The sequence below is a fragment of the Mycobacterium asiaticum genome (genome assembly GCF_001673315.1).
GTDB classification, from domain to species: domain Bacteria; phylum Actinomycetota; class Actinomycetes; order Mycobacteriales; family Mycobacteriaceae; genus Mycobacterium; species Mycobacterium asiaticum_B.
In genome coordinates this window covers 229,039-245,084 of sequence record NZ_LZLQ01000124.1, presented here as the reverse complement: position 1 = coordinate 245,084, position 16,046 = coordinate 229,039, and the positions used below count along the sequence as shown (strand labels likewise).

General features: G+C 65.0%; 14 protein-coding genes and 1 pseudogene. 6 read left to right on the top strand and 9 right to left on the bottom strand.

The genetic code is table 11. The features are described 5' to 3' along the window. Positions 1–125 precede the first annotated feature (125 nt). Positions 126–1,634 (top strand): acyl-CoA carboxylase subunit beta, encoded by a 1,509-nt coding sequence (locus A5636_RS20180; RefSeq protein WP_065160381.1) that lies wholly within the window; start codon positions 126–128, stop codon positions 1,632–1,634. Between the two features lie 11 nt (positions 1,635–1,645). Here A5636_RS20180 and A5636_RS20175 read toward each other — a convergent pair whose 3' ends face one another. The 4 genes from A5636_RS20175 to A5636_RS20160 are packed head-to-tail and all read right to left on the bottom strand — an operon-like array spanning position 1,646 to position 5,831. Continuing rightward, a complete protein-coding gene (locus A5636_RS20175) occupies positions 1,646–2,683 on the bottom strand; it encodes a TIGR03857 family LLM class F420-dependent oxidoreductase (protein ID WP_065160380.1) in 1,038 nt (345 codons plus the stop codon). Next, on the bottom strand, positions 2,680–3,051 hold the full coding sequence (locus tag A5636_RS20170) for a nuclear transport factor 2 family protein (protein ID WP_065160379.1): 372 nt from the start codon (positions 3,049–3,051) through the stop codon (positions 2,680–2,682). Before A5636_RS20170 ends, A5636_RS20175 begins: the two co-directional genes overlap by 4 nt. Next, positions 3,051–4,208, bottom strand: coding sequence for a PHB depolymerase family esterase (locus tag A5636_RS20165; RefSeq protein ID WP_065160378.1), 1,158 nt, complete (start codon positions 4,206–4,208; stop codon positions 3,051–3,053). Before A5636_RS20165 ends, A5636_RS20170 begins: the two co-directional genes overlap by 1 nt. A 9-nt stretch (positions 4,209–4,217) precedes the next feature. Then, positions 4,218–5,831 carry a flavin-containing monooxygenase gene (locus A5636_RS20160; protein WP_065160377.1) on the bottom strand — a complete coding sequence of 538 codons (1,614 nt, stop codon included), beginning with the start codon at positions 5,829–5,831 and terminating at the stop codon, positions 4,218–4,220. A gap of 118 nt (positions 5,832–5,949) precedes the next feature. Between A5636_RS20160 and A5636_RS20155 the strand changes: the two are divergent. The 3 genes and pseudogenes from A5636_RS20155 (at position 5,950) to A5636_RS20145 (ending at position 9,291) form a co-directional block, all read left to right on the top strand. Then, positions 5,950–6,934 (top strand): annotated as a pseudogene (locus A5636_RS20155) (Rieske 2Fe-2S domain-containing protein). A 60-nt stretch (positions 6,935–6,994) separates the two neighbouring features. Next, entirely contained in the window at positions 6,995–7,612 is a 618-nt protein-coding gene (locus A5636_RS20150) for a PaaI family thioesterase (protein ID WP_065160376.1), read from the top strand. A 29-nt stretch (positions 7,613–7,641) separates the two neighbouring features. Further along, positions 7,642–9,291: an acyl-CoA synthetase gene (locus tag A5636_RS20145; RefSeq protein ID WP_065160375.1), complete on the top strand. Its 1,650-nt coding sequence runs from the start codon at positions 7,642–7,644 to the stop codon at positions 9,289–9,291. Here the strand turns inward: A5636_RS20145 and A5636_RS20140 are convergent. Beyond that, complete coding sequence (locus A5636_RS20140; protein WP_065160374.1) at positions 9,281–10,141, bottom strand: SDR family oxidoreductase; 861 nt, start codon at positions 10,139–10,141, stop codon at positions 9,281–9,283. The genes A5636_RS20145 and A5636_RS20140 overlap by 11 nt on opposite strands. Beyond that, positions 10,134–11,171 carry an LLM class F420-dependent oxidoreductase gene (locus A5636_RS20135; protein ID WP_065160373.1) on the bottom strand — a complete coding sequence of 346 codons (1,038 nt, stop codon included), beginning with the start codon at positions 11,169–11,171 and terminating at the stop codon, positions 10,134–10,136. The genes A5636_RS20140 and A5636_RS20135 overlap by 8 nt, the downstream gene beginning before the upstream one ends. A 41-nt stretch (positions 11,172–11,212) precedes the next feature. Here A5636_RS20135 and A5636_RS20130 point away from each other — a divergent pair, with 41 nt between their 5' ends. Further along, positions 11,213–11,602 carry a lipocalin-like domain-containing protein gene (locus A5636_RS20130; RefSeq protein WP_065160372.1) on the top strand — a complete coding sequence of 130 codons (390 nt, stop codon included), beginning with the start codon at positions 11,213–11,215 and terminating at the stop codon, positions 11,600–11,602. On the opposite strand, the gene A5636_RS20125 is transcribed toward A5636_RS20130, so the two are convergent. Beyond that, on the bottom strand, positions 11,599–12,798 hold the full coding sequence (locus A5636_RS20125) for a cytochrome P450 (RefSeq protein WP_065160371.1): 1,200 nt from the start codon (positions 12,796–12,798) through the stop codon (positions 11,599–11,601). The two genes, A5636_RS20130 and A5636_RS20125, sit on opposite strands and share 4 nt — an antisense overlap. A 98-nt stretch (positions 12,799–12,896) precedes the next feature. On the opposite strand from A5636_RS20125, the gene A5636_RS20120 reads away from it, so the two are divergent. Further along, on the top strand, positions 12,897–14,042 hold the full coding sequence (locus A5636_RS20120; protein ID WP_065160370.1) for a thiolase family protein: 1,146 nt from the start codon (positions 12,897–12,899) through the stop codon (positions 14,040–14,042). Here the strand turns inward: A5636_RS20120 and A5636_RS20115 are convergent. Next, complete coding sequence (locus tag A5636_RS20115; protein WP_081287893.1) at positions 13,997–14,767, bottom strand: YoaK family protein; 771 nt, start codon at positions 14,765–14,767, stop codon at positions 13,997–13,999. The two genes, A5636_RS20120 and A5636_RS20115, sit on opposite strands and share 46 nt — an antisense overlap. A 79-nt stretch (positions 14,768–14,846) precedes the next feature. Beyond that, a complete protein-coding gene (locus tag A5636_RS20110) occupies positions 14,847–16,046 on the bottom strand; it encodes an acyl-CoA dehydrogenase family protein (RefSeq protein WP_065160369.1) in 1,200 nt (399 codons plus the stop codon).

The following is a 16,046-nucleotide window of genomic DNA, read 5'->3' as shown; positions in this document are numbered from 1 at the left end:
CCCACACGACATAAGGCAAAAGCTACAGTAAGCAATTCGGTAGGGTCAACGTCAGCTAACTCAGCGGCGCCCAGCCGCGCTACAGTGAGCAATCCGGTAGGTACCGACCGTGAGGACGACAAAGCATGGCAGAGGCGCCAGACAAGCCTGCCGATTGGGCAGAAACGCTCGACGACCTCGACCGGCGCCGTCAGCACTCGCGGGGAATGGGCGGAGCGGAACGTCTCGACAAGCACCGCGGCAAGGGCAAGTTGGACGCGCGCGCCCGCATCGAGCACCTGCTGGACCCAGGGACGTTCCGGGAGATCGGCACCTTGGTCGGCGGCGAGGTGGCTGCCGACGCGATCGTCACCGGCTCGGGACTCGTCAATGGCGTGCCGGTGATGGTGGGTGCCGAAGACTTCACCACACTGGCCGGCAGCATCGGACCGGGCGGCAACTCGAAGCGCTACCGGATCGCCGAATTGGCGCTGCGCGACCGTATCCCGCTGGTCATGCTGCTCGACGGTGCCGGCTTTCGTCCCACCGGTGGGCACTACGGACGCAGCCCCACCGACCTGCTCGCTCAGACGCAGTGTTCGGGTCGGGTCCCGACGGTGGCCGCTGTGCTCGGTCCCTCCGCCGGACACGGTGCTCTGGTCGCTCCGGTCTGCGACTTCCGAATCATGAGCAGGCAGGGCACCATCTTCACCGCCGGGCCACCCGTGGTGAAAGAGTCCACCGGCGAAGAGATTTCGAAAGAGGACTTGGGCGGACCGGACGTCGCACTGCCCAGCGGGGTGATCCACAACCTCGCCGAAGATGACGAAGCCGCGCTCGACGACATCCGCCGCTACCTGTCGTACTTCCCGCCGAGCGCGTGGTCCTATCCGCCCTCGCTCGCGGCGGATGAAACCACGCAGCCGCGCCCCACACCGGAGCTACTGAATATCGTCTCCCGCGACAACCGCCGCGTTTACGACATGCGCGCGGTGCTCGACGTGGTCTTCGACCGGCCGGACTGGTTCGAAGTCCAACCGACCTTCGGCCGGGCGATCATCTGCGCGTTGGCCCATCTCGGCGGGCACCCCGTCGCTGTCGTCGCCAATCAGCCGCGGGTGCTAGCCGGTTCTATCGACGCCGACGCCGCCGACAAGGCGGCCCACTTCATCCTGGTCGCCGACTCCTTCCACTTGCCGATCGTGTTCCTGGCGGACAACCCGGGCATGCTGCCCGGTAGCCGCTCCGAACGCCAGGGGGTGCTTCGCAGCGGTGGACGGATGTTCGCCGCCCAGACCGCCGCGACCACGATCAAGCTGCATGTGACACTGCGCAAGGCGTACGGCTTCGGCTCGATGGTGATGTCGCTGCTCGGATTCGACCACCAGTCCGCCACTTTCGCCTATCCGGGTGCCACGATGGGCGCGATGAGCGCCGCCGCTCTCAGTCGTGCATCGCACGCCGGAGAGGACCTCTCGGCCAAGCTGCGCAACGCCGAGTTGCAGGCCTCGTACCGGTCGGCCGAGCACATGGGATTCGACGAACTCATCGATCCGGGCGAGACGCGCGACGCGCTGCGTGCTGCACTGCAGCGCGCGCTGTCCGCGCGGCAGGCGATCGCCGAACCGGTGGCTCGCACGGTGATCCTGCCTTAGGCAGGGTTTCGCTATACGCGGTAGGCGGCCACCACCGGTTGCAGCTCCTGCGGCGTCGCGCCGTGCAGGATCACCGCATCGGCGCCGTAGTCGAATTCGTCCCGGATACGCTGCGCGCACTGCTGTGGCGAACCGGTCGCCGAGGGCGCCAGCCACTCGTCGGGAATCAGGGTCGCGATGTGCTCGATCTGCTCGGGCGTGGCTTTGTGGTCGATACCGCCGGCGATCGACGTGACCACCGAATCCTCGCGAAACCGCCGCAACACAGCGGGATCCCAGTTGTTGGTGGTGACCATCAGATCGCCGTAGCCCTGCAGGTAGGTGGCCAACCGGGCGACGGTCTTCTTCAGTCGCAGCGGCTCGGGCAGGTGGTCACCCACGGTGGCGAAGCACGACCACACCCGCACGCTGGCCGGGTCGCGGCCGGCCTGTTCCGCGGCGTTCTTCACAGTCGTCACGCAGCGCTGCAGTGTTTCGGGCGTGAAGTAGGTGTGCAGAATGACGTCGTCGAAGGCGCGGCCACCCAGTGCGAGCGTATTGGGGCCGAACGCCACCAGCGCCAACCGGATGTCCTCGTTGAAGTCCGGGTCGAGGAACAGGATGGGGTACTTACCCATCGGGCCGTCGTGGTTGAAGATGACCTCGCCGCGCCACAACCGGCGCATGACCTGAGCCCAGTCCTCCATCTGCGCCGTTGTTACTGCCGGGATGCCGAACGCCCCGTATATGGCTGCGATGCCGCGCCCGATACCCAGCGTGAAGCGTCCGCCCGAGAGTCGGTGCATCGTGGTCGCCCAGGATCCGGTGATCAATGGATGACGGGTGTTGTGATTGGTTGCGGCGGTGGCGATCTGCATTCTGGTGGTCACCGCGCATGCCGCCCCGACCAGAGACGACGCCTCTTTCACATTCCACCGCTCGGAAATGAAGGCGGTACCGAAGCCGAGTTCTTCGCCGTGTCGGGCCTCGTCCATCAGTGTGGCCGGGCCCTCACCCCCGGCTCCGGCGAGCAAGTAGTAGCCCAATTCGTGCAGAGTGCCGTTGCTCAATCCCAAATCCCTTGCTTGTAGCCGCAATTCCAGACCTCGGTGATCCTGCCGTCGACGACCCTGAACACCTCGATGCTTGCCACATTGGTCTGAGCGCCCTCGGTCGTGATGGCAGAATCGTAGACAATCGCGACGTGTTCGTCGTCGGCGACGACGACGTTCAGATCAAAGCGCAGCGAGTCGCACACCGTCCACATGTGATTTACCCGTTGCACCGCTTCAGCGTGCGTCAGCGTGTGCGTGCCCCCCACCTCATGCCGAATCACGTTGTCCCCCAACAACTCTTCGGCGAGTTCGAGGTTACGCTCGTTCCATACCACCAGATTGTAAAGTTCCACCACCTCACGGGCCGTACGGACCACTGGCATCACTCGGACACTGTTTCGAGTTCGCCATCCGCGGCGGCGTCGCGGACCTCCTGCAGGAACTGTTCGGATACCTTCCGCACTCGTCCGGACAGGACATGGCTGACATGACCACCGGGATACCAATACAGCCGGCCACCCCACTTCTCCTGCAGCACCAGCGCAGGCTCCAGCATGGCCATCCGGTCATGCCGGGCGGCGACGATGAGCCGCCGATGCGGCGGGGGCGCGGGGTCGGCCAGGAGTGGATCGATCACCGTCGTGAGCTGAGCCACCACCTCGGACTGCAGCAGATTTCGGTATTCGCTGCGAGAGGACCCTGACCGCCCCAGGTGCCGCGCGATCATTCCGTTGAGCCCGAGGATCGGTGTGTACAGTGCTACCGCATCGACGTCCCGCTCCAGGTGGGAGACGAGCGCCGCCACCGGGCTGCCCATCGAAACCCCTGCTACCACAACCGCGGTGGCCTGTCGCCGCGCCCAGCGCACCACGGCACGGATCTCTGACACCGACCGCATCATGCCCGCGACGTTGCCCAACGGGTCCATGTCCGGATACCGCGGCCAATGACCGCGACGGCTGCCATGACCCGGCTGCACCGGCATCGCGACGTTGAATCCCAGGACCCGGTGGATGCGGTCGATTCGCGACATGAGCATGTCTTCGGCACCGCCTTGACCCGCCCCGTGAATCCAGACCAACCAGGGGCGTGGGCCGTCCCGGTGCCGGCACAGGTGCACGACCGCCCGGGACGGACCGCCGAAGCCTTCGTCGGCCAACGATTGTGGCAACGCAGGGTCGTGCTGAAAGCTCATGCGTTCGTAGGACAAGCCGGCGATCCGCTGCCGCTTGATGGCGTGCACCCGCAGTGGCGCCGGCTCGGCGTGCGCTCGGTCGATGCCGAGCTCCGAGAGCTCGTCGGCCGCCGGCACACACGCGTTCAGTGGCCGCACTTGCTTCGGCGCACCACCACCCAGCACCGAGAAGCCGGTCAGCACCAGTTCGTCCAGGAAAACTTCACCGAACTGCCGAACGCCGCGCGCCGCCGCAGGCACCGACACGGTCGACGCCGTGGACTCGGATCGCAACCCGGCGACCGCACGCGGCAACACCATCCCTAATTCACGGGTGATGCCTACTCCCCGCAGTGCCCAAGACATACGAATCACCTACCTAAGCTTGAAGCCGGTGTACCCGGTGGCCGCGATCTCATCGCAGCGTCGCCGGTATTCGGGGATCCCGCCGGTGTAGCCCATGTACATCCGCTTCTTGCCGGGCACATTGCCACCGTTGTACCAGGAATTGCAGGTCGGATGAACCAGCACGGTGGGGGCCACGAGCGCGGTCGCATGCTCAACCCATTCGCGTTGCGCGCTGTCCAGGGCTTCGATGGTACGAATCCCGTTGGCTTTCAGATAGGCGATGCAGTCGCCGATCCACTCCACGTGCTGCTCGATTGCCGCCACGAAATTCGTTGCCGCACTGGGGCTCCCCGGGCCCTGCACGGTAAAGAGATTCGGGAAGCCCGCGACCGCCAGCCCCAGCAGGGACAACGGCCCCTGGCCGGCCCAAAACTCGGCGAGGGACAACCCGTCTCGTCCGCGAATGTCGATGCGGCTCAACGCACCGGTCATCGCATCGAATCCGGTGGCGTAGATGATCACGTCGAGTTCGTAGTCGGCCTGCGTGGTGCGAATGCCACCGGCGGTCACCCGCTCGATCGTCTCGCGGCGAAGATCTACGAGCGTGACGTTGTCCCGATTGAACGTTTCGTAGTAGCCCTGGTCGATGATCGGCCGCTTGCAGGCGAATGGGTGCCGGGGCACCAGTGCGGCCGCAGTCTGAGGGTCTTTGACGATCCGGGCGACCGCCTCCCCGTACAACTGCGCTGCCATCCGGTTGGCTTCGATGTCGAAGAAAACGTCGCCCCAGTTCAGCGCGCCCAATACGCCCTTTTCCTCGATGGCGCGAAGTTGTTCTTCGCGGCTAGCAGTTTTCAGCGGCGGGCTGGCCAGCATCTCGAGCAGCACCGAAAAAGCACTCAGCCGTGCCGCCCCGATCGGATGGGCCCGCTGCGCCGCGCGGATCTCGGAGTAGCGGGACTTCATCTCCGCCAATTCACCGGGCTCGAATCGATGCACCCGCCACGGCAGGGTGTAGGGTGCTGATCGCTGAAACACGTGCAGGTGCTTGGCTTCCCGCGCCACCGCGGGAATGAGTTGGACTCCGGTCGAGCCGGTGCCGATCACCCCGATTCGCCGGCCGCGCAGATCGAAACCAGACCTCGGCCAGCGGCTCGTGTAGAGGGACGCCCCGGCGAACGAGCCCATCCCGGGAAGGTCAGGTTCCAGCGGCACCGAAAGGATTCCGGACGCGGCGACCACGAACGGTGCGGTCAGCGCCTGACCCGTTTCGGTGCGGACCGTCCAGGTGCCGCTGTCCTCGTCGAAGGTCATCGCGACCACGCGGGTGTCGAATGCGATGTCGCGACGCAGGTCGAGTCGGTCTGCCACGAAGTTCAGATAGGCCTCGATCTCGGGCTGAGCGGGCATCGATTCGGTCCAAATCCATTCCTGCTGAATCTCTTCGGAGAAGCTGTAGGAATATTCGATGCTCTCGATGTCACAGCGGGCGCCCGGGTAGCGGTTGCACAACCAGGTACCGCCCACGTTGTCGGCCATCTCCAGCACCCGAGTACGCATGCCGAGTTGACGGAGCCGATGCAGCATGTACAGGCCGGAGAATCCCGCGCCGATGACGATGACGTCGAATTCAGGTTCCATCGCCGGTCACCTTCAGGACGAGCCCCACAGTCATCAAGCTCCTTGCCGCGCGCTGGGGCGAACTGCTGAAATCTATACTGTAACGGATTTAGTATCAGTCAGACGGAGGCACCGGCAAGTGAAAGTCCCCTTCACCTGGAAGGTCACCGGGTGGTTCATGATCGGGTGGTCACCCGAATTTCCCGTCGGCGAGGTGCGTCCCCTTCGGTACTTCGGCGAAGACCTGGTCGCCTACCGTGACGAGTCCGGCGTGCTGCATGTGCTGGAAGCGCATTGCAAACACCTCGGCGCCCACATCGGCCATGGCGGCAAGGTGGTCGGTGACTGCGTGCAGTGCCCGTTCCATGGTTGGCGCTGGGGGCCGGACGGCACCAACCGTTACCCAGCCTGACCGGCCCAACCGGGCGCTGACGCTGCGGGTCTTTCCGGTGACCGAGCAGTACGACTGTGTGTTCGCCTGGCATCATCCCAACGGCGACCCGCCGCTGTGGGAAATGCCGGACATTTTCCACAAGTTTCCGCAATTCGAAACCGATCCCGCCGCCTACTACCGTGCCTATCCGGAATTCTCCCGGCGGGCCGAGCGGGAACCGGTGCATCCACAGATCGTGGCGGAGAATGCGCCGGACAGTGCACATTTCGAGTACGTGCACCATGCCACGGTGACCCCGCGGGTGCTGGAATGGAAAATCGACGGACACGAGTGGCAATTCGTCGCGGGTTGGCCGGACGCGCAAAGTGACGACCCCGAGGATCTCGCGTTGCGGTTCCACAGCCATCTGTTCGGTCTCGGTGGCGCCATCAGCGCCTTCGAGGGCGCCCAGAACCACCGGCTTATTTTTACCTGCACGCCGATCGACGACGAGTCGTCGGACCTGTTCTATTCGATCTGGTGGCCGCGCACCCCCGGCGACACAGCCGACGTGCCCGAGGGAAAGTTGCGCGACGTCATCGAACGGCAGTTCCTGTCCACCGTGTTCGACGATCTGCAGATCTGGCGGTACCAGAAGTACGTCGAACGGCCGGCGTTGTCCAAAGATGACGCGAAAGGCTATATGGCGCTGCGTAAATGGGCCACGCAATTCTACGATGTGCCGGCATGAAACTACTGGCCACCATCACCACCACCGATCTCTGCTCGAGGCCTGGACCGAAGGGACGCTATGACCGAGACTGCCGGCGACACCCGAGGTGGCTTTCCCGACGTCGGACCGTTGGAGGCACCGCCCGGGCTGGACCGGTTCGTCTCCGCGTTGCGCCGCCTGCAGGACCTCACCGTCTCCACCAAACCGGACCTCGCGACCTGGGACGCTGCGACCGATCACATTGAACGTATCTGCGCGCTGATGGAACCGCATCGGGTGTCGGAAATCGACGCGCCGGCCGGTCGGGTCCTCGAGATACCCGGGTTGGGTCATCCGCTGATGCCGCCGTGGACCCTCACGGAGGCCGGACCAGATGGTGTCGCCATGGCCGGTCATTTCACTCAGTCCCATGTGGGTGGCAACCATGCGGTGCACGGCGGCATGATCCCGCTCTTCTACGACTGGCTGTTCGGCATGGTGGTCACCGGCGCCGATATTCGTCCCACCCGCACCGCCTTCCTGCACGTCGATTACCGCAAGATCACGCCGATCGACGAGCCGTTGACCGCACATGGTCATATCGAACGAATCGAGGGTCGCAAAGTTTTCATCGCGGCGTCTATGAAAAGCTCTGGTGGTGCGACACTCACTGAAGCGACCGGGCTGATGGTCCGTCTGCTACCCCACCAACCCTGAGTCTCGCGTCTGCTCGGCGAAGGAGTCCTGTGCCTGAATTCACTGTTCCTGCAGTCGCGGCGGCCGTCGCCGCCGCGGTGCCCGACCGCGAACTCGTCGTCCAGGGAGACCGGCGTTTCACATACGCGCAGATAATCGAGCGGTCCAATCGCCTGGCCGCCTTTCTGCACGCACAGGGGCTGGGCTGCCACACCGAGCGCTCCGAACTGCCCGGCCACGAAGTGGGCCAGGACTTGCTGGGGCTGTATGCCTACAACGGCAACGAGTTCGTCGAGGCGCTGTTCGGCAGCTTCGCTGCGCGCGTCGCACCCTTCAACGTCAACTTCCGCTATGTGAAGAACGAGCTGCAATATCTGCTAGCGGACTCGGGCGCGAGCGCTCTGCTGTACCACGCGGTGTTCGCGCCGCGAGTGGCCGAAGTGCTACCCGATCTGCCGAAGTTGCGGGTGCTGATCCAGATCGCCGATGACTCGGGCAACCAATTGCTGGAGGGCGCAGTCGATTACGAGAGCATCGTGGCTGACGCTCAGCAACCGCCGCCGGTGCAGCACTCCCCCGACGACTTGTACGTCCTCTACACGGGCGGCACTACGGGCATGCCCAAGGGCGTGCTGTGGCGCCAGGCCGACATCTTCATGACCTCGTTCGGCGGCCGCGACCTGGTGAGCGGGCAGTATGTGAACTCCGTCGACGAGATCGTGGCCCGGGTGACCGCGGGCCCGGGTACCAAGTTGATGGTGTTGCCGCCGTTGATCCACGGTGCGGCGCAGTGGACCGTGATGAGCGCGCTGACCACCGGGCAGACCGTCGTATTCCCCTCTGTGGTGGATCATCTGGACGCCGAGGACGTGGTGCGTACCATCGAGCGCGAACGCGTCGCGGTGGTAACGGTGGTGGGGGACGCCATAGCGCGGCCCTTGGTCGCCGCAATCGAGAAGGCCATCGAGAGGGGAACAGCCGACGTGTCTTCGCTATTCGTCGTCGCCAACGGCGGGGCCCTGCTGACGCCGTACGTCAAACAGCGCCTCATCGATGCCCTGCCCAACGCGATGGTGATCGACGGAGTCGGGTCGTCGGAGACCGGCGCCCAGATGAGCCACATGTCGACTTCCGGCTCGGTGTCGACCGGAAACTTCAATGCCGGGCCGGATACTTTCGTTGCAGCCGAGGATCTTTCGTCGATCCTGACACCGGGCCACGACGGCATCGGCTGGCTGGCCCAACGTGGCTATGTTCCGTTGGGCTACAAGGGCGATGCCGCCAAGACGGCCACGACCTTTCCCGTGATCGACGGTGTGCGCTACGCGGTCCCCGGTGACCGGGCGCGGCATCACGAGGCCGGCCACATCGAGTTGCTGGGCCGGGACTCGGTCACCATCAACTCCGGCGGGGAGAAGATTTTCGCCGAGGAGGTCGAGACCGCGATCGCGTCCCATCCCGCGGTAGCCGACGTTGTCGTCGCCGGTCGGCCCAGCGAGCGGTGGGGTCAGGAGGTGGTGGCCGTGGTCGCGGTCGCCGAGGGTGCGCAGGTCGCGGCCGACGACTTGATAGCCCACGCCGCCCAATCGCTGGCGCGCTACAAACTGCCCAAGGCAATTGCGTTTCGCACCAGCATCGTTCGCAGCCCGTCCGGCAAGCAGGACTACCGGTGGGCACGCGAGCAAGCGCTCAATCCCTAGGGTCGACGACTCCCAGCGCGGACCGCGCACGCCGTTCGTAGAACTCCCTTGCGGCGTGGTCAATGTCGTCGAGAAACAGGGTGTCGGCGCCGACGCGCTTGTTGAGCCAGCGTCTGCCGCGTGTTCCCAGCATCGACACCGCCGGCCCGACGAACCGGGCGGCCCGCGGGACCGATACCTGGGTTCGCGGCTTGTCCAGGGCGCCGACGATGGCGGCGGCCACCCGGTCGGGCCGGACCGGCCTGCCCACTCCGGACGCCTTTGTGCCGGCTATCAGATCCGTCTGGGTGAAGGGCGGCAGCACGACGGTGACATGTACCCCGTGGGAGGCGAATTCGTCGGCCATCGCCACGCTGAGCCCGACGACACCGAATTTGGACGCCGCGTACACCACCTGCCCGGGAATGGCCATCACACCGGCCATCGACGCGATATTGACGATGTGTCCGCGACGGCGCGCCACCATCTCAGGCAACACCAGCTGACAACCGTTGAGCACGCCATAAAGATTCACCTCGAGTGCGGACCGGATGGCGTGTGGCGGCTGGGCGGTGAACGAACCGACTGGCATCACCCCGGCATTGTTGATCAGCACGTCGATCCCGCCACCGACGCCGGCCCTGGCCATATCCAGGAACTGCGCGAAACAATCCCGATCGGAGACATCCAGTGGATAACCCAGAACCGCGCCCGCACCGCGCAATTCGGCTACGGCGGTCTCCAATGCGCCCGCATCGCGGTCACCGATCACCACCAGCGCACCACGAATCAGCAACGCTTTTGCGGTCGCGAACCCGATGCCGCGCGCCCCTCCGGTGACGACGACCGTGTTGCCCCTGACCCTATCCATTCCGGAACCCTTCCAGGATCGTGGCGACCGTGTAGGACGGGAGGTCGGCCGGGAATCCCGGTAGCACTCGGTCGACGACACCCGCGCACCGTGCTCGCAACGCGGCCGCAACCTTTTCGACGGGCGCGACGACGGCGAAGGCGTCCAATACCTCGTCATCGATCAACGCGCCCATGGCATCCCAGTCACCCTGGCGGGACAGGCGGTGCAACTCGGTGTGCAGGCCGCCCCAGCCATGCAGGTCGAGCACTTTCCGGTAGGCCGGCGTCGACCCGTAGAACGCCACCTGCTTGCGGATCACCGCCGCGGACCGATCGAGTTCGGCTTCGTTGCGCCCGGTCACGATGAACACCGGGCATGACACCGCAACCTCGGCGCGCTCGCGACCCGCGCGCCGGAGCCCGCGCCGCAATGCCGGGAGGGTCACCTCGTCCAAATAACGTCTGGTGGTGAACGCGTGCGCGATCAGGCCGTCTGCGGCTGCACCGCACATCTCGGTCATCGCTTCGCCCACCGCGGCCACGAAAATCTCTGGCGGCGAGCAGGATAGCGGTTCTGGGACGAACATCGGTGTCATCAACGTGTGGGTGTAGAAGTCACCCTCGAAGCTCAGCCGGTCGCCGTGTTGCCACGAGTGCCAGATGGCCCGCAGCGCCGAAATGAACTCGCGCATCCGCGGTACCGGATGGCTCCAGGTCATACCGAAACGCTTCTCGATGTGGGTCCTGACCTGGGTGCCCAATCCCAGGATGAACCGGCCGCCGGAATATGCCTGCAGGTCCCAGGCGGTGTGTGCCACCGTCATCGGATTGCGCGCGAACGCGACCGCGATGCTGGTGCCCAGTTCGATCCTGCAGGTGTGCTCGGCCGCCAGCAGCATGGGCAGGAAAGGATCGTGGTTGATCTCGCCAGTCCAACAGCCGTCATAGTGGCGCTGCTCGAGTTCGGCGGCCACGCCGGGCACCCGCACCAGATCCATGGGGATGCCCCCATCGATCTTCACGCCAGCGCGCTGACTGGCACCGTCCATGCGTGTGGACGCTACTGTAATTAATTCGGTAGGGTCAACCGGTGCATGATCTCGGTCGGGCGATACTCGGTGGTTGGCGATTGGAGTCGTTCGTTTCCCGCAACACCGACTCCGGCGAACTTCGGCACCCGTTCGGTGAGCACCCGATCGGCTTGATCCTCTACACCACCGACGGTCACATGTCTGCGCAGTTGACGCCGGGACCCGGCGGTGAGTTCATCTCCTACGGCGGTCGGTTCCACGTCGACGAAGCGTCGGCGACGGTGCGTCACGAGGTCCTGATCGCGACGATGCCGGAGTTGTTGCGGCAGCCGCAAATCCGTGACGCACGGGTCGATGGTGACCGGTTGACGTTATCGGCGAGCATGGTGTCCGCAGGCGGCACGAACACGCGCAGCACCCTGGTGTGGCGGCGAGACCCCGGCGACTAGCGCAGCACCCGGACCGGCACGTTGCTCCAGCCCGCGACGTTCTGCATGTTGACCCGTCGGCAACCCGCCCAGTCAACCTGGTAGCGAGGCATGAAGTCGAGCATGCGTTCCAGCGCGATGGCGCTTTCCAGACGGGCCAGCGCGGCGCCGAGACAGCTGTGAATGCCGTAGCCCAGCCCCAGATTCTGCGCTTGGGTGCGGTCGCGGTCGATCTCGAAGGAGTCAGGGTCGGTCCATGCCAGCGGATCCCGGTTAGCTGAGCCTCCGACCAGGAAAACCGGCTTTCCGGCGGGGATGGTCACGCCGTGCAACGTGACGTCGCGGGTCGAGCGCCGCACGTTGTATTGCGCCGGCGCCTCGTAACGCAGCAACTCCTCGACGGCCAGTGGCACCTTGCTGCGATCGTCGAGCAGCTTCTGCCATTGGTCGGGATTCCTGGCGAAGACAACGGCGGCGTTGCCGATCAGCTTGGTCACGGTCTCGGCGCCGGCACCACCCAATAGCGTTGCGAACTCGGTGATCTCGATGTTGTCCAGCGGCGCCATCTCGCCGTTTTCCCGTTCGATCTCGGCCTGGATCAGCCTACTGAGCAGGTCGTCCGCCAGATTCTCGCGGCGTTGTTTGGTGAGCCGGAAGTAGTAAACCGCCATGTCGACGGCGGACTTCTGGCCGACCTCGCCCATGTCGACCTCTCCGGGACCGCGGTGCAACAGGTCGTCGATCCACAACCGGATCTGCTGACGGTCCCGCTCCGGTACCCCTTGCATGGTCGTCATGACGTCGACGGGAAACAGTGCCGAGAAGTCCTGGACGAAGTCGAAACCATCCGGATTCACTGCGGATAAATACTTTTCGACCACTTCTGACACCAATGGCCGCAGTGCTTGGATGGCGCGTGGCGTGAAGACTTTGTTGAGCAGGCCGCGCATGCGCCGGTGCTGCGGGGGGTCCATGGCGATGATCGAGCCGTGTTTGGTCACCTGACCTTTGCGCACCTGCGACAGATCGACCCCGTACGCCGACGAGTATGTTTGGTAGTCCTTGAACGCCGCGGCCACGTCCTCGTGGCGGGTCAGCGCGTAGAAGTCGTATTCGGCGCTGTAGTAGACCGGGGCTTCGTCCCGCATCCGCCGGTAGGTCTCATAGGGGCTGTTGAAGAAGTCTTCGGAGAATGGATCGAACACCACCTTGCCCACGGCACGCGACCTCTCCCTGAGGGACCTGGAACGACCAACGGTAATGGTTACAGTATTATAGTCAAGTGTCTTGACACCAGGAAGGCGAGATCGCGGCAATGAACGACGTGGCCATCATCGGCGTGGGCTTGCATCCCTTCGGCCGATTCGAAGGAAAGTCCGCGATGCAGATGGGCGTCGACGCGATCTTCGCCGCGGTCAAGGACGCCGGGGTGCAGTGGAACGACATCCAGGCGGCGACCGGCGGCAGCTGGACCGTGGCCAATCCCGATGCGGTCGTCGGCATGGTCGGCCTGTCCGGCATACCGTTCACCAACGTGTTCAACGCGTGTGCCACCGCGGCCAGTGCCGTCAAGGTCTGCGCCGACGGAATTCGGCTGGGAGACTACGACATCGGCATAGCCGTCGGGCTGGACAAGCACCCCCGCGGCGCATTCACCGAAGACCCGGCGCTGGTGGGCATGCCGCGCTGGTACGCCGAGAACGGTCAGTACCTCACCACCCAATTCTTCGGGATGAAGGCCAATCGGTACCTGCACGATCACGGCATCTCACAGCGCACCCTCGCCAAGGTCGCTGCCAAGAATTTCCGCAACGGCGCGCTGAATCCGAATGCGTTCAGACGTAAGCCGATACCGGAAGACGAGATCCTCAACTCCGCGATGCTCAACTATCCACTGACGCAGTACATGTTCTGCGCACCGGACGAGGGTGCGGCCGCGGTGGTGATGTGCCGTGCGGACATCGCCCGCCGGTACACCGACAAGCCGGTCTACCTCAAGGCGGTGGAGGTACGCACGCGCAAATATGGCGCCTACGAGGTGAACACCACCTTTGCACCCGTTACAGAAGATGTGGCACCCACCGTGTACGCCGCCCGTGCCGCGTTCGAGAAGGCGGGCGTCGGCCCGGAAGACGTCGACGTGATCCAGTTGCAGGACACCGATGCCGGCGCGGAAATCATCCATCTGGCTGAGTGCGGGTTCTGCGCCGACGGGGACCAGGAGAAGTTGCTCGCCGACGGTGCCACCGAGATCAACGGTCCGATGCCGGTGAATACCGATGGCGGGTTGATCGCCAACGGTGAACCGATCGGCGCGTCCGGTCTGCGACAGATTCACGAGATCGTCCGGCAGTTGCGCGGTCAAGCCGGTGACCGGCAGGTCCCCGGGCAACCCCGGGTCGGCTTCACCCAGCTCTACGGCGCACCGGGCACGGCCGCAGCGACGATTCTTACCACCTGAGCGCGGCCCTGCGCCACGTTGACACCGGCCAGTGCCACGCAGATTGTGACCGGGACCAGCAGTGCGTATCCGCCGAGCTGTGCTCCGGTCAGTATCCCGATGACACCGCCGGCGAGGAACAGCAACAGCGTGACGGTGAGGATCGCGATTTTCCATTTGTCCACTCCGTGCCGCCGACTCCGGCCGAGCATCAGCCCCAGGTCAGTGACGGTGCCGGTGAAGTGGGTGGTGCGCACCGACATCCCGCGAAAGCTGGACGTCAACCCGTTCTGCAGGCCGAGCGCGGCCGCAGCAAGCAGCGCCTGGATCGCGGTCTCCTCGATCCCAAGGGCCGCAAGGTACGCCTGCACGGGTCCCGATTCCACCCCTGCGGCGGCAAGGAATAGCAGCAGCGCCTCGATCACCAGCACGGTGGCATGCCGTGTCCTGCGCGGCGCCCCGTTCGAGGCGAGCAACGCCCCGGCGACCGCCGCACCTACCAGAAAGCCCAGCAGGATGGCTATCAAGACGTGGCTCTCGTATCGCCAGGGATTGGCCGCATCCATACCGAGCTGGGTGGTGACGCCGGTGAGGTTGCCCACCGGCACAGCCAGGATCAGCAGCGCTACCGCGTTCACGAACCCGGCTGTCAAGGCCAATGCCGCGCAGTAAGCAAGGACGTGACTCGGCGGGTGCAGCGGCTCGGGGCGACGCTCTTGAATCCCGCGCGGGTCGGTTGTGGTCATGCCGCAATGCTGGCGGCGCGACCTTGAAGGATCCTTGAAGAATTCTCGGAAGGCGTCGGAAGGCGTCGGAAGGCGTCGGTCAGGACGCCTTGGCGGCCGGCGGCGAATAATTCGGCTTACCCAGGCCAAGCACGTGCTGAGCGATCATGTTGCGGAAGACCTCCAACGTCCCGCCGTAAATCCCAGCCAGCGGTGCGAACCGGTAGAGATATTCCGACGTTCCGTTGTCCGCGGCGCCGTCGGTCTCGATGGGTAGCACCGAGGCGGGTCCGGCGATGTCCATCAAATCGGATCCGATGTCGCGCATGGTCTGCGCCTGGGCGACCCTGCCGAAGATGCTCGGAGTCGACAGTGCACCCTCCAACCGCGCGGCGCTGCGGCCCAGCCGGTATGCCACGGATCCGTCATCGATCGGTCGCGCCCCGTCCGGTCCCGGCTGGGCGACCCTGGCTGCAACGGCGTCCAAGGCCGCCGACATGAAGCCGGTCTGATGCTGCATTATCGCGACGTCCTGCAACCCGTCCGGCGCCGCTGCCACGGCGCCGTGTTCGGCATCCAGCGGTCCGCGCAGCACCGTCCAACCGCCGTTGACCTCTCCGAGCAGATACTTGTCGTCGACCCGCACGTCGCTGTAGTAGACGATGTTCGTCCGGTCACCGTCGACGGTGCGGATGCCCTGGATCTCGATGCCGGGCAGGTCGAGGGGAACCAGGAACATGGTCAGGCTCTTGTGCTTTCGCGCTGACGGGTCGGTGTTGGTGATCAGGAAGACGTACTGGCAGTTGTGCGCGCCGGTGGTGAACATCTTCGACCCGTTGATGATCCAACTCGACCCGTCCGCCTCCCGCACCGCCCGCGTCTTACACGTCGCAATGTCGGAACCCCCCTCGGGTTCGGTGTAACCCAGGCACATCCGTACCTCTCCGGTGAAGACCTTCGGTAGCACCTCTTCCACGAGTTCGGGTTTGCCGAAGGCGGCGACGGCGCGCGCCACCATCGCCGTTGTCCCCCAAGTCACCCAGGGCGTGTGTACGCGGCGCTTCTCCAACTCCCAGATCCGCCGCCGCACCCGGGTGAAGCCGCCGTCGGCCGCGGACTTCCACTCCTTTTCCAGGTAGCCTGCGGCGCCGATCGCCAGGTGCACGCCCTCGTCGAAATTGTCACCGGTGTCCCGGTCCCGACGGCGTACCTCATCCGTCACGTGCTCGGCCAGGAATGCGCGAACCTCGGCCAGAAACGCCTTGTCGTCATCTTCGAGTTGTACGTGTCCGAAATCCAT

Bases quoted from the DNA above. Each gene is read 5' to 3' on its own strand.
- A5636_RS20180 (WP_065160381.1), top strand. From the start codon at position 126: ATGGCAGAGGCGCCAGACAAGCCTGCCGATTGGGCAGAAACGCTCGAC.
- A5636_RS20170 (WP_065160379.1), bottom strand. From the start codon at position 3,051: ATGCCAGTGGTCCGTACGGCCCGTGAGGTGGTGGAACTTTACAATCTG.
- A5636_RS20165 (WP_065160378.1), bottom strand. From the start codon at position 4,208: ATGTCTTGGGCACTGCGGGGAGTAGGCATCACCCGTGAATTAGGGATG.
- A5636_RS20160 (WP_065160377.1), bottom strand. From the start codon at position 5,831: ATGGAACCTGAATTCGACGTCATCGTCATCGGCGCGGGATTCTCCGGC.
- A5636_RS20150 (WP_065160376.1), top strand. From the start codon at position 6,995: ATGACCGAGACTGCCGGCGACACCCGAGGTGGCTTTCCCGACGTCGGA.
- A5636_RS20140 (WP_065160374.1), bottom strand. From the start codon at position 10,141: ATGGATAGGGTCAGGGGCAACACGGTCGTCGTCACCGGAGGGGCGCGC.
- A5636_RS20135 (WP_065160373.1), bottom strand. From the start codon at position 11,171: ATGGACGGTGCCAGTCAGCGCGCTGGCGTGAAGATCGATGGGGGCATC.
- A5636_RS20120 (WP_065160370.1), top strand. From the start codon at position 12,897: ATGAACGACGTGGCCATCATCGGCGTGGGCTTGCATCCCTTCGGCCGA.
- A5636_RS20115 (WP_081287893.1), bottom strand. From the start codon at position 14,767: ATGACCACAACCGACCCGCGCGGGATTCAAGAGCGTCGCCCCGAGCCG.
- A5636_RS20110 (WP_065160369.1), bottom strand. From the start codon at position 16,046: ATGGATTTCGGACACGTACAACTCGAAGATGACGACAAGGCGTTTCTG.